Raw genomic sequence first — 25,545 nt, 5'->3', positions numbered from 1 at the left:
CACATTAGCTTTTCAAAGATGTCATGGTGAAAATAATTTAATATAATACTCTCCACAAATAAAAAGTAGCATACGCTTCCCAATTCTTCCATGCAGCCGAATAAATCAAGATTTCCGATTTGGCCGGTTTTCTTTCAGAGCCTGTGATCCCTTTGATTGCGTTATGAAGGCCGACATCATCGATTGGAAAAGCATTCGGGAAGCGCAGGCACCGCATGAGGACATAATGGGCGGTCCATGGGCCGATCCCGCGTATTCTCGTTAGCTTTTTTTCTGCAGCTTTTACATTTCCCTCTTTCAGCAAGTCCTCTTTTGAAAGCTTGCCATTTGCAATTAAGCTTGCCACATCAATGAGATATTCGCATTTTTTAACGGTCATTTTTAAGTCGGCCAGATCTTCGATGGTTAACCCGGCAATCGTTTTCGCTGCGGGAAAGAGCCAGTATCTGCTCCCGCCGTATTCCAGGCACTCCCCATATTTTTCAACGAGCCGCCGTTTTAGTGTATATGCGTATGTAAGGTTGATCTGCTGCCCCAGGATTCCCCACGCAAGAGCCTCGAATAAGTCGGGAATTCCCATCACTCTGAGCCCGAAAAATTGCTCCGCGGGCTTTTGCAGCAAGGGATCTGTTTGTGCCATCTCATAAAATGGGTTCAGATTTGCTCCAAGGTCGAACCAATCATGAACATATGCCGCAATTTCTGCTTTCAATTGATGCGTGACAGGCTTATGAATACTGACGGATAGGAACTGATCTGACTCACCACTTATTTCAAGCAGCAGCTTATCCTTCCCAAAGGAAAGGGCACGTCTAATGGTCTCGCCGGAAATCTCATAAAGGCATTCGTTTGCCGATCTTGATAAGTATCGCAGGTTTTCGGAAAAGCTGAATTCATGCGGAGTGAAAAGGACCAGGCCATTTTCATCCTCTTTCCAATTAACAGTATGAGAGCTCATTTGGATTCCTCCTTTTCTTTATTGTAAATCCTCAGGATTACGTTATCTTGCGTTTATATTTAGGAAATCGCTGATGATGAACATTTTTTGTGTATACTTTTTAGCAGAGGTGAGCGCAGGTGGCTTATGAACAGATTCCGGAAGAATATTGGAACGCGATAAAGGATTGCGACAAATCCTTTGATGATCTTTTTCTTTATGGTGTTAAAACGACAGGGATATTCTGCAGGCCATCGTGCCGGTCGAGAGTTCCGAATATCGGCAATGTCGCTATTTTTCAAAATGCCGCTCAAGCACTGGCGGAAAATTTCAGACCGTGCAAGCGCTGCAAACCGGAAGGGCTCAGCCTGCCTGCAGAAGAATGGATTAAGCAAATAATTGTGTGGATCGATCAGCATTATTGCGCCCCGATTACATTGCATCAATTGGGGGACCTGTTTCATGGTAGTCCATATCATCTGCAGAGGGTGTTCAAACGGGTCACCGGGAAGTCGCCCACAGAGTATATTCAGGATATCCGGCTTGAAAAAGCCGTTCATATGCTGGAGGCAGGTGAGCAATCGATAGCCGATGTCGGTGCATCAGCAGGATTCCCCAGCACCCCTTATTTTATCTCTTTATTTAAAAAGAAGCTGGGCACAACACCTGCAGCATATCGAAACAAAACAAGGGAGGAGCGGAAGAATGAACATTGAATGGGCGAACATGCAGGAAGGTGAGTGGAGCCTGTATCTCGCTAGAACAGAAAAAGGTCTCTGCTATATAGGCTCTGACCCGGAGTTTAAGGATTTTGAAAGGTCACTGAAAAAATATATTCCAGCTGCAGTGCTTGTAGAAAATAAAGCAGCACTGCAGCCATACATGATGGAATTACAGGAATTTCTTCTCGGGAAAAGACAAATTTTTTCAATGGACCTGGATGTGAAAGGCACTCCGTTTCAAGAGGAAGTCTGGGAGGCATTAACTCAGATTCCTTACGGTAAAACTGTCTCCTATTCGGACATCGCAGAGAAAATAAACAGGCCGCAGGCAGTCCGGGCAGCAGGGAAAGCAATCGGTGCCAATCCGCTGTTAATCGCGGTCCCATGCCATCGTGTCATTGGTAAAAATGGTGCGATAACCGGCTATCGCGGGGGCATAGAAATGAAGCATCATTTGCTTGAATTGGAGAAACAAGGCTGAAGAGACTCTTCGGCTATTTTTCGTGTTTAGCAGCTTGGAAATGAGTATATAGCTTGAGGCATTAAATGGATTCTTCAAATTAAGCCCGAACACGGATTAATTCAGAAAGGAGAGGGAGAATTCAGAGTGTTCGAGTCTGAAGTAGGAGCTCGTTCGGACAGGATAAGGAGAAATCAAAGATCTGAGTCCGAAGTAGTGGCTCATTCGGACAGGATAGGGAGAAATCAGAGTGATCGAGTCCGAAGCGGGAGCTCATTCGGACACATGAGGGAGAAATCAAAGATCCAGAGTCCGATGTTGGCATTCGCTCACATTTACTAGGATTTTTAAGAAAGCAGTCAATTAACAAAGGAAACTTTTTCCCTTCGTATCCGTAGAAATAGGTAAGTGAATGCAGTGTTCTTGCAAAGGCGGAGGAGGGGAAAAGGATGTATGCAGTTGATCCATTGGCCGGTCCTAAGTTAATTCTTTTAATAGCTATTGTTGTAGCATTGATGTATTTCTTCGAATTGGGTTTAAGAAAATGGCTGAAAGTGGAGAAGAAGAAATTTTTTTCTTATAACCATATCAATGATAAACATAAAAAGGTGGATTGGACCATTCGGATTGGCTTTTTAGTTACCCTCTTGACCGGATATGTTATTAACATGAAGCGGTACCCGATGGAATTTATATGGTATTTGGAGCCAGCGGTTCTGCTGATTGTTTTTATTGTTCTTTCCGAAACGGCCCGAGCTTTTATGGAGTGGAAATTTGCAGAAAATCGCAAGGCTTATCTTGTAACGATTTTCCACCTGGCCTTTGTTTTATTTTTGTTATTCATTGTTATTAAGACTGACTTTTTCTGGATGCTGTAGAGCTGCTAAACAGGCGTCAGCAAATTTTTGAAAAAGAATAGGAAATAATAGAAAATGAATAAGACCTAATCTATTGCTTTTGGTTAACTTTATTTAGGAGTGGAATGATGAGAGATATTTCGATATTGATTGCGGACGATGAGGAGGAGATTGCTGATCTGATTGCCATTCATTTAGAAAAAGAAGGGTACCATGTTATTAAAGCATCGGATGGACAAGAGGCCGTACGTATTGTTGAGACTCAGTCGATTGATTTGCTGGTTTTGGATATTATGATGCCGAAGATGGATGGATATGAAGTAACCCGCCGCATTCGGGAACAGCATAATATGCCGATCATATTTTTGAGTGCGAAAACATCTGATTTTGATAAAGTGCAGGGCCTGGTGATTGGAGCAGATGATTATATGACGAAACCATTCACCCCCATAGAATTGGTTGCGCGTGTAAATGCCCAGCTCCGGCGTTTTATGAAGCTGAATCAGCCCAAAGCAGATATTAAAACCAGCCTGGAATATGGCGGATTAGTGATTACTCCTGATCAGCGTACAGTCACTCTTTATGGAAAAACCATCGACCTGACACCGAAAGAATTTGATATTCTGTATTTACTGGCGAGCCATCCAAAGAAGGTGTTTAATGTGGAAAATATCTTTCAGCAGGTGTGGGGCGAAGCCTATTTTGAAGGCGGAAATACCGTTATGGTCCATATACGGACGCTTCGAAAAAAGCTTGAGGAAGACAAACGAAAAGACAAATGGATCAAGACTGTATGGGGAGTAGGGTATACCTTCAATGGGTAAGATAATGCGCAGTTTTCGCTCAAAAATGGTGCTGTTATTCGGTTTGAGTATGCTCCTCTCAGGGCTCGTAACTTATCTAATCTTCAAAGGACTGCAATACTATTATCACACGATGGTGCAGTATGAGGATCCTATGGCTCAGTTCCGCATCTTTTTGGGGAGATTCGGGGATTTTAATCTTTTTTTCATCTTATTCATTTTACTATCTTTCCTTTTTTTCTTTTTCCTTACGAAGCCCTATTCTGCTTATTTTAATGAGATTTCCAGCGGCATTCGTTATCTTGCTCGGGGTGATTTTCAACACAAGGTGCATATCCAGTCAAATGATGAATTCAGGGATATTGCGCTGGACATTAATTTGGCAAGTGAAAAATTGCAGGAAGCAATTAAGCGGGGGGACTTTTCGGAAAGCAGCAAGGATCAATTGGTTGTTAATTTAGCTCATGATTTGCGGACCCCTCTTACATCCGTTTTAGGATATTTGGATTTGATCCTTAAGGATGAAAGCCTGACAAAAGAACAAGTCAGACATTTCTTAACCATTGCCTTTACTAAATCTCAACGATTAGAAAGGCTGATTGATGAATTATTCGAGATTACCAGGATGAACTATGGAATGCTGCCTCTAGAAAAAAAGAGAATCAATTTAACAGATCTGCTTAATCAATTAAAGGAAGAATTGTACCCTGTATTCGAAAAAAATCATTTGATTGCACGGATGAATAGTGAGCCCCACTTGCCGATTTTTGGTGATGGAGATTTGATCGCACGCGTTTTTGAAAATCTTATGACGAATGCAATCCGCTATGGGTATGAAGGACAGTATGTTGATATTAACGGGTATATAGAGGCGGAGGAAGTAGTCGTCCAAATTGTGAATTATGGAGATAGCATTCCTTCGAATGAACTGCCTTATCTATTTGATATGTTCTATACCGGTGACAAAGCGCGAACTCATCAAGAAGATAGCACAGGTCTTGGATTGTTCATTGCGAAAAATATTGTGGAACAGCATGATGGATCGATTGCGGCTGAGAGCAGCGTCATTCAGACCGTTTTTGAAGTCCGTTTACCAAAAGACAATGAACTGGATACGAAAGAACTAGTAACTTCCATTACATGATTTAAGAAAAATTTAATCTTTTCCCTACTCTTTATTTTAATAGTTTTTCCTATTCTTTTAATCAAATAAGATTTAGGAGGAAACTGAAAATGAAGAAGTGGGGATTTTTATTGCTGCTAGTTTTGTGCTTGGGATTATCTTATATAAATATGGATTCTCTTTTTGAGCCAAAAATAGAGATACAACAATATAATCAATATGAACCTGATCAGGAAGAAGATGAGAGGACTGAAAGTAACAGCTCAAAAAAAGAGATAACAGAAGATCAAATCTATTTGGGAAATCTGCTTTTGGTCAACAGCAGCTATCCGGTACAGCCGGAAAGTGTTAAATCGGATATCATCAATCTGTCTGCTCACGGTGAATTGACACAGGGTTACGGATTGCTGGGCAGTGAAATTTATTTATCAGAGGATATAGCACACAGATTTTCAGAGATGATGGCTGCTGCAGAAGAAGAAGAAGTTCGCAATTTCTCTATTACGAGTGGATTTCGGGACTTTGACGAGCAGAATGCACTTTATCAGGAAATGGGTTCTGACTATGCCTTGCCAGCCGGCTATAGCGAACATAATCTGGGTCTATCGCTTGACGTAGGCTCCACTCAAATGAGAATGGCTGAAGCACCCGAAGGAAAGTGGATCGAACAAAACGCCTGGAAATACGGGTTTATTTTACGCTATCCAAAGGATAAAACGGATGTAACAGGAATTCAATATGAACCTTGGCATATTCGCTATGTTGGTTTTCCGCATAGTGCAATTATGAAGGAAAAGAATTTTGCTTTAGAAGAATATTTGGATTACCTAAAGAAAGAAACACACATTTCCATGAGTATGAATGGCGAAAAATACAATATTGCCTATTATCCAATTTCTCAAAGCAAGACGATTAACGTACCGGCTCATAGTCATGTTGAAATTTCAGGAAACAATATGGATGGAGTCATAGTGACCGTGAAAGAATGAAAATTAATGTCTGATTCGGAGCAGTTGCCGACAGGGGTGCGAGAGGCAAGAATGTGGAAATAACCTTTTTTTCGCTGGAAATCCCAGGCTAAAATAAACATCTTAATGGGAGTTATTTTTATCATTTAGCTTCATCTTTCACCTTTATTTCATTAGAATGATAATATACTCAAAGCATGATGAGGGGGGAGTAAAATGCAAAGCATCACCTGCGAAAAAAGATCCTATTCCAGAGAGTTTCATTCGCACCAGCATGAGTTTGGCCAGTTTCTTTTCCCCTTGCAGGGCTCCCTGGATATCAAGACGAAGTGGCAGGATATCAAGCTTGACCCCGACTATTGTTTTTATCTTCCGCCAGGGTCTGATCATAACTATCGGTCGATGGACCGGAATGAGTTTTTGATCCTGGATATCCCGACGGCCTATTTGCCGGAGGAGTCCAGCAGTATGTACATTCAGCTGGATCAGCAATGGTCTTCGATCCGTTATTTGCTGCTGGAAGAGGCGGGGAATCAGGGGAATGCATCCTCCCTGGCTGATTTGACCAGGTTTGTGGCCGGCAAACTGCAAATCGCCAAGCCTCCGTCGATTGATTATATTCATAAGCATTATAAGGAGTCGATCCGATTGGAGGGTCTAGCGAAAATCGAACATTATCATCCTGCCTATTATTCCGCATGGTTTAAGAAGAAAACCGGGAAAAGCCCAAAAGGCTATATATCTGATCTGCGCTTGAAAGAGGCGAAGCATTTATTAATGTCAACCTCCTGGTCTATGTCGGTGATCAGCGGGGAATTAGGCTTCGAAAATTCTTCCTCCTTTACACGGTGGTTTACCCGCTGTGAAGGAATAGCACCACAAAAATACAGAATCCTTAAGAATGGATAAAAGGGATATTAAACTTGGTAAAGAAAATTCTCAGGGAATTTTCTAAGATAAGTTTAATGATTCCTTTTATCTTTTTTTATTGAGGTGATAACATGAACGGGAAAACGGCTCCATTTTTCATATTGCTTGCCGGAGTGCTCTGGGGGACTACGGGTACCACGCAGGCATTTGCGCCGGAAAGCGCACACCCGATTGCCATTGGGGCTGCCCGTCTGGCGGCAGGCGGTTTATTTTTATTATGCATGGTTTTTCTGGCGGGGAAACTGGACCTGAAAAATTGGCCTATTAAGAACACCTTGATGGCATCACTTTGTATGGCCCTGTACCAGCCATTGTTTTTTTCAGCGGTCACTCTTACAGGGGTAGCCATTGGGACTGTGACAGCGATCGGGAGTGCACCGGTCTTATCGGGTCTTCTTGAATGGCTCTATTTGAAAAAACGCCCCTCTGCCATTTGGTGGTGTTCTACCTTCCTGTCCATTTTGGGCTGTGTCCTGCTATTCATGAACAAAAACTCGGTTCATATGGACCCGGCTGGCCTATTACTGGCATTGGGGGCTGGTTTAACATTTGCAGGCTATACGCTTGTCAGCAGGGACCTGGTTGAAAACTATTCATCCTTGTCAGTAGTGGCCGTTGTTTTCACCTTAAGTGCCATCTTTCTTTCGCCATTCTTATTTATTTTTGACATGTCCTGGCTTGGGAGTGTTCGGGGTTTGACTGTCAGCCTGCACCTGGGGATTCTGGCTACGGGAATTGCCTATTTTCTTTTTTCAAAAGGGCTTGTCCATGTTTCCTCTTCAACGGCTGTCACACTTGCGCTGGCGGAGCCTTTAACTGCAGCATTATTAGGAGTTTTCCTATTGGGAGAATCGTTAACCGCAGTTTCCTGGCTAGGGATATTCCTCATAATGATGGGGATAGGGGTATTAATCGGTTCATCTCAAAATTCGGGCCGCAAAATAAGAGCAGCAGAGTCTTAATGGAAACCATTCATCGTATAAAAACTCCAAAAGAACACATACTATTATTTAGTCAAAATGGAGGTGTTCTTATGCCTGAAAAATCTAAAATCAGTTCATCCGAACTGGGTGCATTATGGATGACGTATCAAAAAAAAACGATGATTCTTCGTATATTAGAATATTTTATTGAGAAATCGAAAAACCCAAAAGCGAAAAATTTGATGTCAGGATTGAGGGAAAAACTTCATCCTAAAGTTGTTGAAATAAAAAAACTGCTGCAAAATGAGGGGGCGGCTGTCCCTAACGGCTTTACGGATCAGGACGTTAATTTAAATGCTCCTATATTGTTTGAGAACGGATTTGATATAATGTTTTGCCGGATCTTAAAGGAAATTAGCATGGGCATGTATGTCCTCCATTTAACCATGGCTTATCGAAAGGATATTATTAAGCTTTATAGGGACATGACCGATTTAACTCAGGAATATTATGGTAAATTTACCCAATTTCTTTTGGATGAAGGGCTGCTTCCAAGTCCCACCTTTATAAACTTCCCTAAATCAGCTGATTTTGTAACCAGTAATAACTATTTAAAAGGAACTAATATTCTTGGTCAGAAGCGCCCCATTAATACGGTGGAATTTGGGCTGCTGTATCACGGGATTGAAACAAACATCACCGGCATGCAGCTGATGGCTGGATTTGCTCAATGTGCAGAAGGAGAAGAAGTTAGAAAATATTTTTTAAAAGGGAAAGAGCTTTCGAAAGAAATTATTAAAGAGTTTGGGGAAAAGCTCCTTCAAAACGATATCCAGCCGCCTGCCACTTCAGGGGGAACAGTGACAAATTCAACAGAGGCTCCATTTTCGGATAAGCTAATGATATTTTGCACCTATCTTTTATGCGGGTTTAGTATTGGCGGACAGGGATTTGGCATCGGCTTCAGCCTTCGCAATGATCTAAATATGAATTTTGGTAAATTTGGAATTGAGGTTTTTGAGTATATACGTGAAGGTGTAAAGATCATGATTTCCAATGGGTGGCTTGAGGAAGCACCGCGGATGGATGTATAAAAATATAATGAAAGCCTAATTTCTTCCTGATGTGCCGGAGAGAGTTAGGCTTTTTTTATGCTTATTTCTCCATAGTATTTTTTGTTCTACAAAAAAGATTGCATTGTGAATTAATATTCTTTATTATTTTTTGTAGAACAAAAAATAATCCGGAGGGTTTATGAAAGAACAAACCTTTACATCATTCGAACAATATGAAGAGTATCTTAGAAATAAGATGATTTATAAAGCAAAAAGGAAAGGTCTGGAAGGTGAGGGTCTTGCAGAATATCTGAAAAAACATGAGAATGATGCAGCGCGTATTTGGAAGGAAAACGATCTTCAGAAATGGCTGGAAAAAGACGGGTATGTGACCATAGCCGTCTGGAGGGACGAAACAGGGCAGCGGAAAATTGGAAGGGGCCGGCCCAAGAAGCCTGAAGGCCAAAAGCTTAAGCATTCCATCCATGTCCGGCTGGATGAAGAAATGTTCAAAAAGCTGAATCATTTCTGCCAGGAAAAAAAGGTGGATGTTTCAGAAGCCATACGGATTCTTATCCATAACCTTTGAGCTTAAAGTCCAAAAATCATAAGAAAAGGCAGGACAATCAATGAATGATTCTTTAGGAAATATAAGAAATGCCCCGGGTGCACCTTCAAAGTCAAGGCGATTATGGATGGCGATCGTACTTGGTACTTTAGCTGCGTTTGCCCCGTTATCCATCGACATGTATTTGCCGGCTCTGCCTGATATAGCTAATGATTTGCATACCAAGCCGTCCCTGGTCCAGCTTAGTTTAACCTTTTTCCTGCTCGGTCTATCCCTAGGCCAGCTGCTTGCAGGGCCGCTCAGTGATGTGCGCGGACGCCGGAAGCCGCTTCTTATAGGGCTATTGATTTATTTTGCTGTTTCTCTCTTGTGCGCCTTTAGCCAGTCCATCTGGGGCTTGATTGGGCTGAGGTTTATTCAGGGTCTGGCCGGGGCAGCAGGAATTGTCATCTCCCGTGCGATTGTCCGGGATCTTTACTCAGGCACTGAGCTGACTAAATTTTTCTCTCTGCTGGCTTTAGTGAATGGTGTGGCCCCCATCCTTGCTCCTATACTTGGCGGCCAGTTATTGCGGATTGCTCCCTGGCAGGGAGTGTTTATCGTTTTGAGTGTAATCGGCTTGGTGATGTTTCTTGTCGTACTATTCGGTCTGCCAGAGACGCTGTCTGAAGATTCCCGTTCACAGGGCGGTATAAAAAACACATTAACCACCTTTCAGCAGCTCTTATCTGATCGAAGTTTCATAGGGTATGCATTGTCTCAAGGACTGGTGTTTGCTGCCATGTTTGCGTATATATCCGGCTCACCTTTCGTCCTTCAGAACATGTATGGGGCCTCCCCGCAGATGTTCAGCCTGATATTTGCCATCAACGGTCTAGGAATCATCATTTCCAGTCAAATCACGGGAAGGCTGGCGGGGCGGATCAGCGAAAGGAAGCTTTTTACGGCTGGCATATGCATCTCTTTCATTGGAGCTATTGCTCTATTAATCATGCTTCTTTTAGATGCAGGCTTGTACGCTATTTTGCCGCCGTTATTCTTTGTGGTTGCAAGTATTGGGGTGGTGAGTACTTCAGGCTTCTCGCTTGCCATGCAAAATCAGGGCAAGTCGGCAGGGAGTGCCTCCGCATTACTGGGAGTACTATCCTTAATCTTTGGAGGAGGTGTGGCTCCCCTTGTTGGCTTAGGAGACAGACCGGCGATATCGATGGGGATTGTCATAGCATGTGCAAGTACCGGGGCTGTACTGTCCTATATGTTCCTGGCAGCCCGGCCCAGTGGGAAATCCATTGATAATGAGAAAGCTGCCATGTAAATAACCTATTAATCTAGTAAAATGAGTTATAAATGAAAGGGGAAATTAACAGTGGATATACAGAAAATAATCACGACTCGCCGCAACATAAAAAAGTTCAAATCTGATAAAGTGGAGCATAGTTTAATCACCTCCTGGCTAGAGGCTGCGAGCATGGCACCCAACCATAAAATGACGGAGCCATGGGAGATATTATTTGTTGGTCCGGAAACAAGGGCAAAGCTGAATCACAAAACCGATTTTTGCCAGGCGCCAGTCGTGCTGGCCATCCTGTCCAGGCATGGAGCAACCGACCTGGAACGAACTGAGAATATGGCTGCAGTATCCTGCTTTATTCAGAACTTCATGCTGATGGCGTGGGAATCAGGAGTGGGGACATTCTGGTCTTCCCTGGGGGTTTCAGCTGCAGCAAGAACTGCTTTAAATGTCCCGGATGATTATGATGTAGTTGGTATTTTAGGAGTAGGCTTTCCTGAGGAGGTACCTGAAGCGAAGGAGCGTACACCGATTGAAAGGAAAATAAGGCATTTATCATAAGTATTTTTATAGGGCGCCTATCCAATGGATGGTGCTCTTTTTTGTTTTTGTTAGAATATGGTATGATTTTGAAGTAATAGATTTATATCTTACCGGAGGGGTTCATATGATGATCTTTCAGGCTATTATAATCATTTTAATATGGGCGATTCCGATTTTCCTTTTTATAAAAACTTATAAAAAAATGGAAAAAGAAGAACAGCAGGATGCTAGAGACGAGTTGAAAAACCCTTCATTTCTCCTGATTTTTGTAGGCGGCTGCATTGGTTTTCAAGTCTTTATTACCGGCAGCATTTCAGAAATCAAAATCATTCAGCATATAGGTGCAGGCTTAGTGTTCATCGGCTTTGTTTCAGGATGTATGGCTGCTTTCAGACAGAGGAAGGTTATAAAGGGCCTGGCCTTAATGATTGTTGGGATAATTGGCACAATTGTTTATAGTATCTAGGCAGAGGTGATGAGTATGACAAGAATGACGAGAGAGATTTCTTATATATTGCTAATTCTACCCATGTTACTAACAGCTTGTACTCAAACCCCTGACTTCGAGCCGTATGATGGAAGGGCATTAAGGATTGCGGTAGTTGGAGAACCGCCAGAAGAAAATGAAGAACAAGTGAAGTTTCATGAAATTTCTTTTGATGAACTTACAAATGAGGAATTGAGCTCTTATGATGCAGTTATAATGACGGAAGAAAATCTTCCTAAAGCAGCTGAAGCCAAATATGCAGATACATATTCAGATTCATCCATTCCATTCTTTTTTATATCAGCCAGCAGTTATATCCCGTTTACTGTTAAAGACCCAGAATATAATGATTCATGGAAATGGGAAGCCGGTAAAAGCTATGCTGTGGGAGTTCTTAAATCCAAAGAAAATGATTCATTTCATAGTTGGGGGTATGGGTTGTATAATGACGAAATGACTGATGAATCTATTCATGATGTGTATTCGAGAATTTTTAAGACCATTGATGAGTTTAATCACTAATGGAAAAAAGATCATTTCAAATATACTGCTTGTGGAATAATAGAGACTGCCCTAGCCTAAGACTTAAAAAAATTGTGCCAGAATGAATGACGTGACCATTATTCCAGTAAAGAGGGATATTTATGTATAGAATCATGATGATAGAAGACGATCTTAAAATAAGACGGATTGTCGCTGATACGCTAAAAAAATGGCAATATGATGTGGTGGAGGTAACCCAATTTGACCAGGTGCTGACGGAATTTGAGCAGACAAGTCCACACCTCATTTTATTAGATATCAATCTTCCCGTTTTTGATGGATACTACTGGTGCCAGCAAATACGCTCTGTTTCAAAAGTGCCGATCATTTTCCTTTCCTCCAGAAATCAAAATATGGATATAATAATGGCCATTAATATGGGCGGGGATGATTTTATCCAGAAGCCCTTTGATTTGGATATCCTTCTCGCGAAGATCAGTGCGCTCATCCGCAGGAAGTATACTTATCAGGAAGATGAGAATATCCGTTTTATCCATCGCGGCCTGAAATTAAATGTGACCAATTCAACGATTGAATTTAATGGACAAAGCAATGAGCTAAGCCGGAATGAATTCATCCTTTTGCAATTGATGATGCGGAATATCGGGAAAATTGTCTCGAGGGATGACTTAATGCAGGCACTATGGAATGAGGAACAGTTTGTCGATGATAATACACTTACCGTGAATGTGAATCGGATGCGCAGGAAAATTGCAGCAATTGGACTAGAGGACTTCATTGTCACTCGGAAAGGGTTAGGGTATTTAATTGAATGAACTTCCTTAGTTTTCTATCCTATGAAAAACCTTATATAGTCCTCTATCTGATCAGTTTCCTGATTTCAGCAGCGATCTTTTTTACTGATATCAATGGCAGCCTGGCATGGGGGACATTCCTTTATGCCTTCGCCTTATCTTCGATTGTATTGATCGGGTTTTTATTATATCGGTACCAGCAAAACCTGCGCGTGATTAGGCAATTGGAAAGGGCGGATTATGACAGCCTGTCTCTGGAAGGAGAGTTCGCTAAAACCCACATCGATGAGCTGAAGCGTGAACATATACGTGAAATGAATCGGATTCAGGACAGGCAGAAGGAACATTACGATTTTATCGTCTCCTGGTTCCATGAAATAAAAACACCGATTGCTGTTCTTCGCCTGCTGCAGCAAACCGATATGGACGCAGGCAGTTTAAGAGAAGAAATCACAAAAATTGAGAATTATGTTGATCAAGCACTCTATTACGCTAAACTAGACAGCTTTAATCAGGATTACGATATCCAGAAATGTGATATTATCAAGATTCTTAAGGATATTGTAAAGTCTCACTCCAAAACCTTTATTTCAAAAAATATCCGCATCCACATTCAGGCAGATATGCTGGAGGTTCAAAGTGATCCTAAATGGCTCCAGTTCATCGTCAATCAGCTTCTGACAAACAGTTTGAAATATACAGAACCTGGCGGAGAGATCACCATTTCCATATCGGAAACCCCACAAGAAAAACAGCTCTTGATTCGGGATAATGGGATTGGCATCAGCCAGAAAGATCTTCCGAGGGTATTTAATCGCGGTTTTACCGGAGAAACGGGGCGATTGTATTCGAAGTCGACCGGAATGGGATTATATTTAGCCCAGCAGTTAAGCAACAAGTTAGGGCATTACATTAGCTGTACGTCGAATGTGAGAGAGTACACCCAATTTATCGTTCACTTCCCGCTCGATAGCGATCCGTTTTTGATAATGCAAAAAACACACGATGAGTAATGTAACTCATCGTGTGTTTTTTTCGCTGACAATTTTGTAGTAAATAGATACGGATGAAATGTAAAAGATTAGATACGTTAACACATATAGTCCCATGACTGAAAAAATAATCGCCGTTAAAGAAGGCAAATCTTTTATCACCAGGATGACTGTGTAATATAAAAGGAACCAGCTGTGCAGCAACCCCAGCAGGAGCGGCGGCAAAAATACGAACAGCAATTGTTTTCGGATAATCTTTTTCATTTCTTTGTCGTCCACACCGATTTTTCGTAAAATGGCGTAGTGCTCCCGCTCTTCTGTAGCTTCTCGCAGCTGTTTAAAGTAAATGACACTCCCTAATGCAAACAATGCAATAACGGCAAAAAAGGCAACGGAGAACAAGATTAAAGAAGAAGACTCCGTATCAAGGGAATACATATCAATATAGGCCGAATAATAGGCTCCTTCTGTTTTCATAACGAGGCCGTATATTTCCCGTGATACATCATTGGATGTTTTAGGATCTTCGATTTGATAAATTTCAAATGAAGAAAGGGTGTGATGTTCTCTTAAGTTCTCAAAAGCTTCGTTTGAAATAATGAGTACAGAAGGCTGGGGCTGGGTATTTCCGCCAGGGCTCGTTGGGATGCTTAACAGCGGGTATCGTATTTTTTCGACTACACGAAATGTATTGTCTTCCAAAACGGTCATTTCAGGCTGAGAACTTTTATATTTTTCCGGTTCATCAATTCCTCTTGTTAATACAATTGCCTCTTCACCTTCTAAATCTGCTTTTTCACCAGCTTTGCGCAAATCAACAATTGCATTTAATTGGGACTCCGGAAAAAGGTAAAACTCTTCGGTGTAATATTCGGGATGGCTAAAAAATGCGTTTCTATTCTGGATTTTTTCTGTTTGAATCCCTGTAATGGTTTCATGATCAATGATTGGATGTGAGTCATTCATCAGCTGTTCAATTTGTCTTTGAGTTGCATCATCCTGGGTCGAAAAGGCAATATGATTTGGAAATTCTTTTTTCACAACCTCGCCTTTCACAGCGTAATCTACAGCAATAAATCCGACTGTAAAGATGACAATCGCACTAATCAGTGAATTGAATGTAAAATTGACTGTATTTCCTCGAATAGAAAAACGGAGAGAGGAGATCCATAACATCTTACTGCCAATAAAATAGTTTTTCCTTTGACTCAGCTTTTGTAACATCCAGCCGGAAAACTGGCGGAAAAATAAATACGTCCCGGCAATCAGAGCCACTGTTACAGCTGCTAATGTTTCTTTAAAATGATCTTTCCAGATGTCCGTATCTCCTATGGTAATCATATAGTAAGACCCGGCAATCAATATAATGGACAATAACGCCAGGCCAAAAGAAAATGTAAACGGTTTATCCCTTTTTTCCTTTGCATGAAACAATTCCACTAACTGGACACGCCGGACGTTAAAATAACTTTGAATTGTAATAATGATGATTAATAAGGCGAATAACAGAACTGTTGATACAATGGCTTCCAGTGGAAAAGCAAAAGAAATGTCCTCATTGTAGCGCATTAAGTTCATTAATACCGCACCGAAAAATTTCGATAGCAAGCCACCGATTAATATACCGCTGAAGACCGAAATGGCGCTCAAGAATAATGTTTCAAAGAAGACCATTGCAGCAACTTGTCTTTCCTTCATTCCGTAAAGTAAATACATGCCGAATTCTTTTTTTCGCTGCTTCATGAAAAAGGAGTTCGCGTACAAAATAAAAAATACTATAAACAAAAAGACAATTACCGAAGCAAGGGAAATGACCATTTTGTAGTTTTCTTTATTTTGAATGGCTGCGACTACATCTTTGTTAAACATTAGACCAGAAAAAGTAAAGTAAATGACAACCCCGACAAACATGGAAATGAAATAAATGGTATACAGCCGGAAGTTCCGCTTCATGTTCCTCCATGATAAATCTACTAAGTTCATCGCCAGTCACTTCCTATAGCACTTTGGATCGTCAGGATGCGGTCAAAGAATTCCTTTTCCGTCTGCTCGCCTTTAAACATCTCATTGACGATTTTTCCGTCACGGAGAAAAACTACGCGCTGACAGTAGCTGGCTGCATACGGATCATGCGTAATCATCAGAACGGTTGTCTTGAAGGTTTCATTGAGCAATTGAATTTGTTCCAGCAGCTGAGTAGCAGATCGGGAATCGAGTGCACCCGTTGGTTCATCAGCAAATACAATTGCGGGGCTGGTAATAATCGCCCGCGCGGCAGCCGTGCGCTGTTTCTGTCCGCCGGAAATTTCAGAAGGATATTGATGTAAAATTGATTCAATATTTAAGGCATCAATCAATTTCGCTAATCGCTTTTCCATTTCTGCAACAGGTGTTTTTTGCAGCGAGAGCGGGAGGAGGATTTTCTCCTTCACCGTTAAGGTATCCAGTAAGTTATAGTCTTGAAAAATAAATCCCATTCTTTTTTGGCGGAACTCCCGCAGGGCTTTCTTTTTCATATCTAAAAGGGAATTTCCCTCAATCCAAACATTCCCCCCGCTAAAGGCATCAATGGTTGATAGGGTATTCATTAACGTCGTTTTTCCAGAGCCGGAGGGACCCATAATGGCAGTGAATTCCCCTCGTTCAACAGTCAAATCAATATTTTTTAAGACCTGTGTTTTTCCATAAGATTTCGATAAGTTTTTGGTTTGTATCATTTTAGTCATGGTTTCGACCTCCTTCACTACCATACTATATCGGCTATTTTTCCCGCGAACCATCGATGTAACAGGATCTAAAGTGACAATTTTGTCATGTTGGGGGAAGAATCGGCATAAACGTGTCCAATATAAAATAAGGCTCTTTGCTTACATAATGGTATTTTGCGCCTATCAATGTTGTCCGTTGATTTCCTCTAGGCTGCCCGCTTTCCGCGGGGTCTCACTTGTCCCCGCTACTCCCGCAGGACATTGAATAAGCTTCCTCGGAAAAACACCGCACGAGGAGTATGCGATAGCATTTCGAGGATCTCGTACCTTTCGCTACAATCAACTCAGCATATAATATACAAAATGTAACACATCTTGCGAAACAGCCTAAAATGAAGAAAAACAAGCGGTTCACATTAGTGTGTACTGCTTGTTTTTGCATTGATCTTTATATGCATTTTTTTGAGATACTGTTTCTCTGCGTAACTTTGACTGTGTACCACTCCTTGTTTATAGTGGCTTTTTTTCTTTCCTCATAAAACGAAAATGCCAGCGCATATAAAGGCAGGCACCAATATAATAGAGGGCTGACCACCATACATGCCAGCCCTTATAAACTACGTAGCCAAAGTAACTGGAGAGGACTTCGTAACATACAGAAAAACCGACCCAAAACAAAAGGTAAAGCAAAAATTTCTTCCTGGGTTTAGGCATGAAGTTTACATATAGGATTCCAAATGTTGCTGGCAAGGTGATTTCAATAAACAAATCAAATGGCTGGGGGCCTGAATCCATTAAGTCGTATAGGTCTAAAACGTGGCCAAAAATTAAATCTGCAAGAAGCACATTTACAGTGACAGCCAGCCAGGTTGTGTAAAGCTCCTGCCGGGTTAATTTTAACGGAATAATGAACAGCAATATGGAGTTGATAGCAAGTGTTGTAATTGTATAGATATAGACCATACAGATTCTCCGGGTTTTTATATATTTATGTCTTATCTATCTTGCCCTCTTTTAGAATTTTATCTGCTTATTTGGCGGTGAAGTGAGCTTCTATTAAAGGTATATCTTTTACGATAATGAGTCCTATTTACATTTGGACTGGAACCTAAAGATAAGTTGATCCAATATCTGACTGTTTTTTATAGTCTCAGGATGCTCTAATCCTTTCTTTATTCCAGTTTCAATAAGTGTTTTTCTAAAAAGTTGAATCTTTTTTCTAAGTTCACTGCAAAAATGACACATTGATTTACTCCTTTAAATAAAAAAAGTCCAGGAACTATTATTGCAAACAAAGGAAAAACATTGAATCATTTCGACAAAACTAGTCTCTAACTGACAAAAAAATTATGAATAAAAGGTCAGAGAGTGATTTAGAAGGATTAAATTCCCAATAAATGCAAATAATATCTAAAAAACTTTCCGGAGTGGAAAATGATCTTACAAATTACCTCAGTTGTTCTGTTTAATTTTATTATATATAAGACCATTAAGGGGATATCAGCCAATAAAATTGTCCATATTTGGATTTTTACTATTGCATTCCAATTATTATTTGATATTTTTATCGATTTGAAATACAAAGGATACTGGTACTTTACACAAGAGATAGATTGGGTAGCATTTCCTGCTTACACAATCTTAGTCCCGCCAGTAAATTTGATGTTTATCAATTGGTATCCTTTTACGGGTTCTTTCATGAAAAAGATACGTTACTTTATTATTTGGGAAATCTTTTTCCTGAGCTATGAAGCTGCTGCCATGCTGCCTCATCCATTTGGTTTCTTTCATTATGGATGGTGGAGTATATGGCATTCTGCCATTGTTAATCCGATTTTATTAACGATACTAATAGGGTATTACAAATGGATTAGTGCATTAGAAAAGAAAGCTTGTGTCTAAAAAGGGCTGCTGAGGCAGCACTTTTTTTCCTATTCTCCTTATGGCATAATTTTCTAAGACAAAGGAGTGAGAGGATGCAGAAAGTATTCATTATTGAGGATGATCCGAAAATCGCGGAGCACCTGCAGTCACACTTAGTGAAATATGGCTATGAAGCTGCGGCTGCGAAACAGTTCGATAATGTGATGGGGGAATTTCATAAGCATAAACCGGATCTTGTGCTCCTGGATATTAATCTCCCGAGCTTTGACGGCTATTACTGGTGCAGGCAAATCCGGAAGGAGTCGATTTGTCCGGTTATCTTCATTTCCGCACGGGTAGGGGAGATGGACCAGGTGATGGCGCTTGAGAATGGCGGCGATGACTTCATCACCAAGCCGTTCCATCCGGAAATTGTGATGGCGAAAATCCGCAGCCAGCTTCGGCGGGCTTACGGGGAATATGCCACGCAGGCCCAGGAACGAGTTCTCGAGGCAGAGGGATTGAAGCTGTTTCCGGAAAGGCTGGAATTGTGTTTCCGTGATAAAACCGTTCCGCTGTCCAAAAAAGAAGCTGATATTATTGAGAATTTACTGGAGCGGTACCCGCGTGTGGCCGGTCGTGAAGACTTGCTGGAAAAGCTGTGGGATGAACAGGTCTATGTGGATGAAAATACGCTGAATGTGAATATGGCGAGGGTAAGAAAAAAATTTGAGGCAATCGGGCTTTCAGGAGCGGTCGAAACAGTGAGAGGCGCAGGCTACCGTTTGATCGTAACCTGGTGAAAGGCTGGAGAAACATGAAATTATTCCTTAAAGAGCATGCGTTACTAATCGCTGTACAGGTCGTTCAATTTTTTATAATTCTGGCCATTTACTGGCTGGATGGCTATCGTCATCTATTGCCAGCCCTCTATGGCATCTTTCTCGGGTTATTCTTTCTCACGGCCTATCTGACATACCACTATTTTAGCCGCCGCAAGTTTTATAAGAGGCTGACGGAGGAAGTTGCTTCCCTTGACGATTCCTTTCAAACAACAGAGAACTCACCGATTTCACAGGCGCTGGATCATCTGCTGAAGGAACAGTACAGACATTACCAGACGAGAATTAAAGAGCTGGAATCCAGGCAGGAGGAGCATCTTAAGTTTATGGATCAATGGGTCCACCAGATGAAAACCCCGCTTTCTGTCATTGAACTGATTGCGCAAAACTTGGATGAACCTGATTCCTCCAGTATTCGAGAAGAGACGGACCGGATGAAAACGGGCTTGAACACCATCCTCTATATGGCGAGACTCCGGACGATCGAACAGGATTTTCATATCAAACCTGTACACTTATCCCAAATCATTCATGAAGTGAATGGAGAAAACAAACGGCTTTATATCCGGAACGGGGTGTATCCAAATCTCCTGCAGGAGAAGCAGGACATGATCGTGGAGACAGATGAGAAATGGCTTTTCTTTATGCTTTCTCAGCTGATCAATAATGCGGTCAAGTATTCCAGAGGGAAGAGCAATCGAATTGATATTTCCATTTTTGAAAAAAACGGAGAAGCTGTTTTAGAAGTGAAGGACTTTGGCGCCGGGATCCCGGAAGCAGACAAGCGCCGTGTGTTTGAACCCTTTTATACGGGTGAAAATGGACGGAAATTCAGAGAATCCACAGGTATGGGGCTGTACTTGACGAAGGAGGCAGCCGATCATCTTGGCCATCGCATTGAGCTGGAATCCAAGATGGGGGAAGGGTCTCTTTTCCGGCTGATCTTTGGAAAAACACAGAACCTTACAGCCTTGTAAGGTAAGTGAAAGAGAAATCGATTTTTTGAAATGGGTATAGTAGATATACTGATCACAAGTCAACTGAATGTGAAAGGAGAACTTGTGATGCTAAAAGTGAAGCAAGTAAGCAAGATTTATGAAGGAAAGATCGCCTATCGTGCGTTAACAGATATTAACTTAACCATTGATGAAGGTGAGTTCGTCGGAATCATGGGTCCTTCGGGAAGCGGAAAAACGACACTGCTGAACATGATTGCCACCATTGATGAACCGACAACAGGGGAAATCCTGATCAATGAAAGAAATCCCCATGTCTTAAAAAAAGAGGCATTGGCCCAATTCCGCCGCCGTGAATTAGGATTTGTCTTCCAGGACTTCAACCTTCTTCATACCTTGACGGTTGAAGAAAATATAGTCCTGCCGCTAACATTGGACGGGAAAAAAGTGAAGGAAATGAAAGACAAGGCATACGAAATCGCTGAAAAACTGGGAATTACAGGCATTATGAAAAAGCGGACGTATGAAATATCAGGCGGACAGGCGCAAAGAGCCGCTGTGGCTAGAGCGATGATTCATACGCCGAAGCTGCTGCTGGCGGATGAACCTACAGGGAATTTGGATTCCAAGTCTTCCAAAGATGTAATGGAAATGCTTGAGTCGATTAATAAGACTGAGAAGACAACCATGATGCTCGTCACACATGATGCGCAGGCCGCGAGCTATTGCAACAGGGTCATTTTTATCCGCGACGGAAAATTCTATTCGGAGATTCACCGCGGTGATAACCGCCAGGCCTTTTTCCAGAAGATCATCGATACACTTTCTTTGCTTGGAGGGGATGCACATGACCTTTCGTCAGTTCGCGTTTAATAACGTCATACGGAACAAACGCTTATATGCAGCCTACTTCCTCAGCAGTTTATTTACAGTTATGGTCTTCTTTACCTTCTCGATTTTTGCGAATCATCCAGCATTAAGCGGGGATGGCATGAACTCAACTGTAACGAAGGGAATGAATGCAGCAGCAGGCATTATCTATGTGTTTTCGTTCTTTTTTGTTTTATATTCTATGAGTTCTTTTCTGCAGTCCCGGAAAAAAGAGTTTGGGTTATTAATGATGCAGGGCATGTCCATGAAACAGATTCGTCTCATGGTGTTTTTGGAAAATATGCTGATTGGCTTTCTGGCAACCCTAAGCGGAATCCTCCTCGGTGTTGTATTTGCAAAGGCGATTTTGCTGCTGGCTGAAAATGTGCTGATTATTGAGCGGGCACTGTCTTTTTATTTTCCAGTGAAGGCCATCCTGATCACCTTCATTTCTTTTATTATTTTATTTTTCTTTATCTCCTTATTTGTGACGTATGTACTGCGCAGCAAAAAGCTGATTGAATTAATAAAGGGAAATAAAATGTCAAAGGGTGAGCCAAAAGCAAATCTTTTCTTAACGATGCTGGCTGTCCTATTATTAGGTGCGGGGTATGCTGTTGCACTAATCGCAAAAGGGTTAGTCGTTGTAGCGGCAATGGTGCCGGTGATCATCGTTGTCTGCATTGGCACCTACCTGTTATTTACGCAATTAAGTGTTTATATTATTAGAAGATTAAAGAAGAATGAACGTGTTTTTTGGTTTAAGACCAATATGCTGCTGTTTTCAGATCTGGCCTTTCGCATGAAGGATAATGCGCGAACCTTCTTCATGGTTGCGATGGTTTCAACAGTTGCGTTCAGTGCAATTGGTTCTTTATTCGGTTTTCAAACCGTGCTGACCTCAAACATAAAAAATGTCAATTCCACAACGTTTTCCTATAAAACTTCTGAAGAAAATGAAGTGAAGAATGTTGAGTTTATCAATCAAACGTTAAAGGAAGAAAAGATTGAAGCGGATTCGGAGCATACTATTTTACGCTACTTTGAAGTTGGCGAGGATTCCATTCTGATTGCGGGTCAATCCGATTTTAACCGCTTTGCCGCGCTCATTGACGAAGATCCGATTGACTTAAAAGACGGGCAAGTAATGACAGTTGAGTTTGAAGGGACCAACTTCGGGCAAACGAAGGAACTCCTGAATGAAACGATTACACTGAAGTCCGGCACTGTTTTAAAGCCAAAGGAAGTCATTCATTCGAAAGCACTGCCGGCAACAGATTCCTATTTTATCGTGTCAGCTGAAGACTATCAAAAGCTTCCTGAACCAGAGTTTCAGGAAAGCTATTACGCCTGGCAGGCAACTGATGGAGAGGAAAGGGTAATGGCTGCCTCTGAAAAGCTGTACAAGGAACTGCCAAGATATGAAATTACATCAGTAGACTACGAAATATATGAGATTATGAAAGGCTACGGGCCCATTTTATTTGTCGGTCTGTTTATCGGGATTGTCTTTTTTGTATCAGCCGGCAGCTTCCTGTACTTCAGGCTCTACATGGACCTGGATGAAGATAAACAAAAATTCAGATCGATTTCCAAGATGGGGTTAACCGAGAAAGAGCTGAAAAAGGTTTTAAACAGACAGACCATGATTCTGTTTTTCGCACCGATCCTCGTCGCTCTTATCCATGGTGCTGTAGCCCTGACAGCGTTATCGAACCTGTTCTACTTTAACCTGTTTAAGGAATCAGTTGCTGTTCTGAGTGTTTTCCTGGCCATCCAGGTTGTTTACTTCTTTATAGTGCGCTTTTTCTATACGAAGCAGATAAAGGCATCGATTTAAATTTAATTAGAATTGTGGGGGCCAGATGAATCTGGCCCTTTTTTAATGACAGGGGAGAGGGGAGTTGAATAAACCTGGTGCTGATTCGGACAGGAGAAGAGAAAACCCGGTCAGTGTAGTTCGAACCTGATGTAACTTCGGACAAGAAAAGGAGAAATCCGGTCAGAGCAGTCCGAACCTAGAGCAACTTCGGACAGGAGGAGAGGAAACCCGTTCAGAGCAGTCCGAACCTGATGCAACTTCGGACAGGAGAAGGAGAAATCCGTTCAGAGCAGTCCGAACCTGATGCAACTTCGGACAGGAGAAGAGGAAACCCGTTCAGAGCAGTCCGAACCTAGAGCAACTTCGGACAGGAGAAGAGGAAAGCCGGTCGGAGCAGTCTGAACCTGATGCAACTTCGGATAAGAGAAGGAGAAACCCGCGCGGTGCAGTCCGAACCTAGACCCACTTCGGACAGGAGAAGGAGAATCCGAACAGAAGAGCCGAACCTGATACTCATTCGGGGAAGGAGGGACTCCGCAGTTTTATCATACTCAACCTCACACCTGCATATAGAAAAGGGAAAGTAAATCTATGCAGGAGTGATGGAATGGCAATCTTGGTTACAGGAGGAGCAGGTTATATTGGTTCACATATAGTAGATCTTCTCATTCGAAAAGGGTATGAAACAGTGGTAGTTGATCATTTGGCTGCGGGCCACAGGCAGGCGGTCCATCCAAAGGCAGCTTTCTATGAGGGGGATATCAGATCGCAGGATTTTCTGAATAGTGTCCTTTCAGGCGAGCGAATAGAGGCAGTCTTTCATTTTGCGGCCTCATCCCTGGTAGGGGAATCGATGAAAAATCCGTTACATTACTATGATAATAATGTACTTGGTTCTCTTAACCTTCTAAAGGCTTTGGACACGCATAAGGTGAAACAGCTCGTGTTTTCGTCAACTGCAGCCGTATATGGTGAGGCAAAAAGCCAGCCTATACAGGAAGACGCGCCCCTCAAACCGGCAAGCCCGTATGGCGAGACGAAGCTTGCCATTGAACGAATGCTCCATTGGTGGGCGCAGGCATCAGGGGCAAGGTTCGTGTCGCTCCGTTATTTTAATGCTGCAGGGGCAAAAGCTTCAGGGGGAATTGGCGAAGACCATCAGAACGAGACCCACCTGATCCCGATTATCCTGCAGGCGGCACTTGGAAAAAGAGAATCTGTCTCCATTTTTGGAGATGACTATCCAACAAAGGATGGTACCTGCATAAGGGACTATATTCATGTAGAGGATTTGGCTGAAGCCCATCTGCTGGCACTCCGCTACCTGGAAGCTGGAGGGGAAAGCAATGTCTTTAATCTTGGAGGCAGCAAAGGGATCTCTGTAAAAGAAGTGATTGAAACCGCTGCAGAGGTAACAAACAGATGCTTTAAAGTGACGATTGCTCCCCGCCGGTCTGGAGACCCGGCAGAACTGGTTGCTTCATCAGAAAAAGCAAGGTCACTGCTGAACTGGCAGCCGAAAAAAACAAGTATCCGCCAGATCGTCGAGGATGCCTGGAGCTGGCACAGGTCCCACCCTGACGGATATCCCAAATCATAAGCGAGCTTGCCTTAAGTATAGTGAAAGCTTTTCCTTCAGTTCAGGTCTTTGCAGGGCATAATCAATCGAAGCTTTAAGAAAGCCGAATTTATCTCCAATATCATAACGCTTTCCCTGGATTAGATACGAATAAATTCTTTCCCGGCGAAGCAAAGCATCGAGGGCATCTGTCAGCTGCAGCTCGCCTTTGCTGTCCGGGCTTCCGTTTTCAAGCATGTCAAAGATTGCGGGTGTTAAGATATACCGGCCAATTATGGCATGCGCAGAAGGTGCCTTTTCAGCAGGAGGTTTTTCAACGAGGCTATCCACTTTATATAATGGGCCCCTCTGTTCTGAATAGCCGACAATTCCATACTTATTGACTTCAGACAGGGGGACCTCACTGCATCCGAGGATGCTTGCCCCCGTTTGGTTATACTGCTCAATCATTTGCAGCATGGCAGGAGGTTCCCCATCAATAATATCATCGCCAAGGAGGACGGCAAACGGCTCCCTGCCAATGAACTTTCTCGCGCATAAAATGGCATGCCCCAATCCGAGCGGCTCCTTTTGCCTGACATAATGGATATCAGCCAGATTGGTTATTTGGCGCACTTGCTCAAGCATTTCAAGCTTTCCGCTTTTCTGTAGGAGCAGCTCCATTTCAACCGATTTATCAAAATGGTCTTCAATGGCCCGTTTGTTTCTCCCCGTTATGATGATAATATCCTCAATTCCTGAAGCAATAGCTTCCTCCACAATATATTGAATGGCGGGCTTATCGACAATAGGGAGCATTTCCTTTGGCTGTGCCTTTGTGGCAGGCAGGAAACGGGTTCCGAGGCCTGCGGCGGGAATGACCGCTTTTTTAATCATAAAAATCCCCCTTTCCAATCTATTTTTATGTAGGTGGAGGGTTGTATTATCCCTTCCTGAATATTTTGCCCC

Annotated in this window: 28 protein-coding genes; 22 read left to right on the top strand and 6 right to left on the bottom strand. The window is 42.2% G+C overall.

Annotated elements, in window-relative coordinates:
- Nucleotides 1–37: 37 nt before the first annotated feature.
- Nucleotides 38–958: a DNA-3-methyladenine glycosylase 2 gene (locus tag MKY20_RS27895; RefSeq protein WP_251174053.1), complete on the bottom strand. Its 921-nt coding sequence runs from the start codon at nt 956–958 to the stop codon at nt 38–40.
- Nucleotides 959–1,077: 119 nt separating this feature from the next.
- Here MKY20_RS27895 and MKY20_RS27890 point away from each other — a divergent pair, with 119 nt between their 5' ends.
- From MKY20_RS27890 to MKY20_RS27815, 16 genes are all read left to right on the top strand, one after another.
- Complete coding sequence (locus MKY20_RS27890) at nt 1,078–1,653, top strand: bifunctional transcriptional activator/DNA repair enzyme AdaA (protein WP_341004444.1); 576 nt, start codon at nt 1,078–1,080, stop codon at nt 1,651–1,653.
- Entirely contained in the window at nt 1,643–2,140 is a 498-nt protein-coding gene (locus MKY20_RS27885; RefSeq protein ID WP_019379412.1) for a methylated-DNA--[protein]-cysteine S-methyltransferase, read from the top strand. The genes MKY20_RS27890 and MKY20_RS27885 overlap by 11 nt, the downstream gene beginning before the upstream one ends.
- A 428-nt stretch (nt 2,141–2,568) precedes the next feature.
- Nucleotides 2,569–2,997 carry a DUF4181 domain-containing protein gene (locus MKY20_RS27880; protein ID WP_251174051.1) on the top strand — a complete coding sequence of 143 codons (429 nt, stop codon included), beginning with the start codon at nt 2,569–2,571 and terminating at the stop codon, nt 2,995–2,997.
- Between the two features lie 107 nt (nt 2,998–3,104).
- Nucleotides 3,105–3,800, top strand: coding sequence for a vancomycin resistance response regulator transcription factor, VanR-F/VanR-M family (vanR, locus tag MKY20_RS27875; RefSeq protein WP_009335163.1), 696 nt, complete (start codon nt 3,105–3,107; stop codon nt 3,798–3,800).
- The gene (locus tag MKY20_RS27870; RefSeq protein WP_192908222.1) at nt 3,793–4,923 is read left to right on the top strand and encodes a sensor histidine kinase; all 1,131 of its coding nucleotides are present in this window, start codon (nt 3,793–3,795) and stop codon (nt 4,921–4,923) included. The genes vanR and MKY20_RS27870 overlap by 8 nt, the downstream gene beginning before the upstream one ends.
- A gap of 89 nt (nt 4,924–5,012) precedes the next feature.
- Complete coding sequence (vanY, locus tag MKY20_RS27865) at nt 5,013–5,891, top strand: VanY-A/VanY-F/VanY-M family D-Ala-D-Ala carboxypeptidase (protein ID WP_019379408.1); 879 nt, start codon at nt 5,013–5,015, stop codon at nt 5,889–5,891.
- Between the two features lie 195 nt (nt 5,892–6,086).
- The gene (locus MKY20_RS27860; protein WP_009335160.1) at nt 6,087–6,779 is read left to right on the top strand and encodes an AraC family transcriptional regulator; all 693 of its coding nucleotides are present in this window, start codon (nt 6,087–6,089) and stop codon (nt 6,777–6,779) included.
- 92 nt (nt 6,780–6,871) lie between these two features.
- Nucleotides 6,872–7,762, top strand: a complete 891-nt coding sequence (locus MKY20_RS27855) for an EamA family transporter (RefSeq protein ID WP_009335159.1) — start codon at nt 6,872–6,874, stop codon at nt 7,760–7,762.
- A 71-nt stretch (nt 7,763–7,833) separates the two neighbouring features.
- Nucleotides 7,834–8,817 (top strand): DUF3231 family protein, encoded by a 984-nt coding sequence (locus tag MKY20_RS27850; RefSeq protein WP_251156652.1) that lies wholly within the window; start codon nt 7,834–7,836, stop codon nt 8,815–8,817.
- 160 nt (nt 8,818–8,977) lie between these two features.
- Nucleotides 8,978–9,367, top strand: coding sequence for a hypothetical protein (locus MKY20_RS27845; protein ID WP_009335157.1), 390 nt, complete (start codon nt 8,978–8,980; stop codon nt 9,365–9,367).
- Between the two features lie 40 nt (nt 9,368–9,407).
- On the top strand, nt 9,408–10,661 hold the full coding sequence (locus MKY20_RS27840) for a multidrug effflux MFS transporter (RefSeq protein WP_019379407.1): 1,254 nt from the start codon (nt 9,408–9,410) through the stop codon (nt 10,659–10,661).
- A 51-nt stretch (nt 10,662–10,712) separates the two neighbouring features.
- Nucleotides 10,713–11,198 carry a nitroreductase family protein gene (locus MKY20_RS27835; RefSeq protein WP_009335155.1) on the top strand — a complete coding sequence of 162 codons (486 nt, stop codon included), beginning with the start codon at nt 10,713–10,715 and terminating at the stop codon, nt 11,196–11,198.
- Between the two features lie 106 nt (nt 11,199–11,304).
- Entirely contained in the window at nt 11,305–11,646 is a 342-nt protein-coding gene (locus MKY20_RS27830; protein ID WP_019379405.1) for a hypothetical protein, read from the top strand.
- 24 nt (nt 11,647–11,670) lie between these two features.
- Nucleotides 11,671–12,189 carry a hypothetical protein gene (locus MKY20_RS27825; protein ID WP_341004443.1) on the top strand — a complete coding sequence of 173 codons (519 nt, stop codon included), beginning with the start codon at nt 11,671–11,673 and terminating at the stop codon, nt 12,187–12,189.
- A 122-nt stretch (nt 12,190–12,311) separates the two neighbouring features.
- Complete coding sequence (locus MKY20_RS27820) at nt 12,312–12,986, top strand: response regulator transcription factor (protein ID WP_009335152.1); 675 nt, start codon at nt 12,312–12,314, stop codon at nt 12,984–12,986.
- On the top strand, nt 12,983–13,978 hold the full coding sequence (locus MKY20_RS27815; protein WP_009335151.1) for a sensor histidine kinase: 996 nt from the start codon (nt 12,983–12,985) through the stop codon (nt 13,976–13,978). The genes MKY20_RS27820 and MKY20_RS27815 overlap by 4 nt, the downstream gene beginning before the upstream one ends.
- Nucleotides 13,979–13,984: 6 nt before the next feature.
- On the opposite strand, the gene MKY20_RS27810 is transcribed toward MKY20_RS27815, so the two are convergent.
- The 4 genes from MKY20_RS27810 to MKY20_RS27795 all read right to left on the bottom strand — a co-directional run bounded on the left by MKY20_RS27810 (nt 13,985) and on the right by MKY20_RS27795 (nt 17,910).
- On the bottom strand, nt 13,985–15,940 hold the full coding sequence (locus MKY20_RS27810) for an ABC transporter permease (protein ID WP_019379403.1): 1,956 nt from the start codon (nt 15,938–15,940) through the stop codon (nt 13,985–13,987).
- Nucleotides 15,937–16,683, bottom strand: a complete 747-nt coding sequence (locus tag MKY20_RS27805; RefSeq protein WP_341004442.1) for an ABC transporter ATP-binding protein — start codon at nt 16,681–16,683, stop codon at nt 15,937–15,939. The genes MKY20_RS27810 and MKY20_RS27805 overlap by 4 nt, the downstream gene beginning before the upstream one ends.
- A 492-nt stretch (nt 16,684–17,175) precedes the next feature.
- Complete coding sequence (locus MKY20_RS27800; RefSeq protein ID WP_019379401.1) at nt 17,176–17,628, bottom strand: hypothetical protein; 453 nt, start codon at nt 17,626–17,628, stop codon at nt 17,176–17,178.
- Nucleotides 17,629–17,751: 123 nt separating this feature from the next.
- Nucleotides 17,752–17,910: an aspartyl-phosphate phosphatase Spo0E family protein gene (locus tag MKY20_RS27795; protein WP_019379400.1), complete on the bottom strand. Its 159-nt coding sequence runs from the start codon at nt 17,908–17,910 to the stop codon at nt 17,752–17,754.
- Nucleotides 17,911–18,099: 189 nt separating this feature from the next.
- Between MKY20_RS27795 and MKY20_RS27790 the strand changes: the two genes are divergently transcribed.
- From MKY20_RS27790 to galE, 6 genes are all read left to right on the top strand, one after another.
- Nucleotides 18,100–18,567: a hypothetical protein gene (locus MKY20_RS27790; protein ID WP_071158027.1), complete on the top strand. Its 468-nt coding sequence runs from the start codon at nt 18,100–18,102 to the stop codon at nt 18,565–18,567.
- Nucleotides 18,568–18,641: 74 nt separating this feature from the next.
- The gene (locus MKY20_RS27785) at nt 18,642–19,331 is read left to right on the top strand and encodes a response regulator transcription factor (protein ID WP_009335146.1); all 690 of its coding nucleotides are present in this window, start codon (nt 18,642–18,644) and stop codon (nt 19,329–19,331) included.
- 14 nt (nt 19,332–19,345) lie between these two features.
- Nucleotides 19,346–20,347: a sensor histidine kinase gene (locus tag MKY20_RS27780; protein WP_071158088.1), complete on the top strand. Its 1,002-nt coding sequence runs from the start codon at nt 19,346–19,348 to the stop codon at nt 20,345–20,347.
- 87 nt (nt 20,348–20,434) lie between these two features.
- Nucleotides 20,435–21,199 (top strand): ABC transporter ATP-binding protein, encoded by a 765-nt coding sequence (locus MKY20_RS27775; protein WP_009335144.1) that lies wholly within the window; start codon nt 20,435–20,437, stop codon nt 21,197–21,199.
- Nucleotides 21,174–23,036, top strand: coding sequence for an ABC transporter permease (locus MKY20_RS27770; RefSeq protein ID WP_341004441.1), 1,863 nt, complete (start codon nt 21,174–21,176; stop codon nt 23,034–23,036). Before MKY20_RS27775 ends, MKY20_RS27770 begins: the two co-directional genes overlap by 26 nt.
- 589 nt (nt 23,037–23,625) lie before the next feature.
- The gene (gene galE / locus MKY20_RS27765) at nt 23,626–24,618 is read left to right on the top strand and encodes a UDP-glucose 4-epimerase GalE (protein ID WP_251263895.1); all 993 of its coding nucleotides are present in this window, start codon (nt 23,626–23,628) and stop codon (nt 24,616–24,618) included.
- Here galE and galU read toward each other — a convergent pair.
- The gene (galU, locus tag MKY20_RS27760) at nt 24,613–25,473 is read right to left on the bottom strand and encodes a UTP--glucose-1-phosphate uridylyltransferase GalU (RefSeq protein ID WP_071158022.1); all 861 of its coding nucleotides are present in this window, start codon (nt 25,471–25,473) and stop codon (nt 24,613–24,615) included. The two genes, galE and galU, sit on opposite strands and share 6 nt — an antisense overlap.
- Nucleotides 25,474–25,545: the final 72 nt, after the last annotated feature.

It is taken from the genome of Cytobacillus sp. FSL W8-0315 (assembly GCF_038002905.1).
GTDB lineage: Bacteria > Bacillota > Bacilli > Bacillales > Cytobacillaceae > Cytobacillus > Cytobacillus pseudoceanisediminis.
This window is presented reverse-complemented; position numbering and strand designations above follow the sequence as displayed.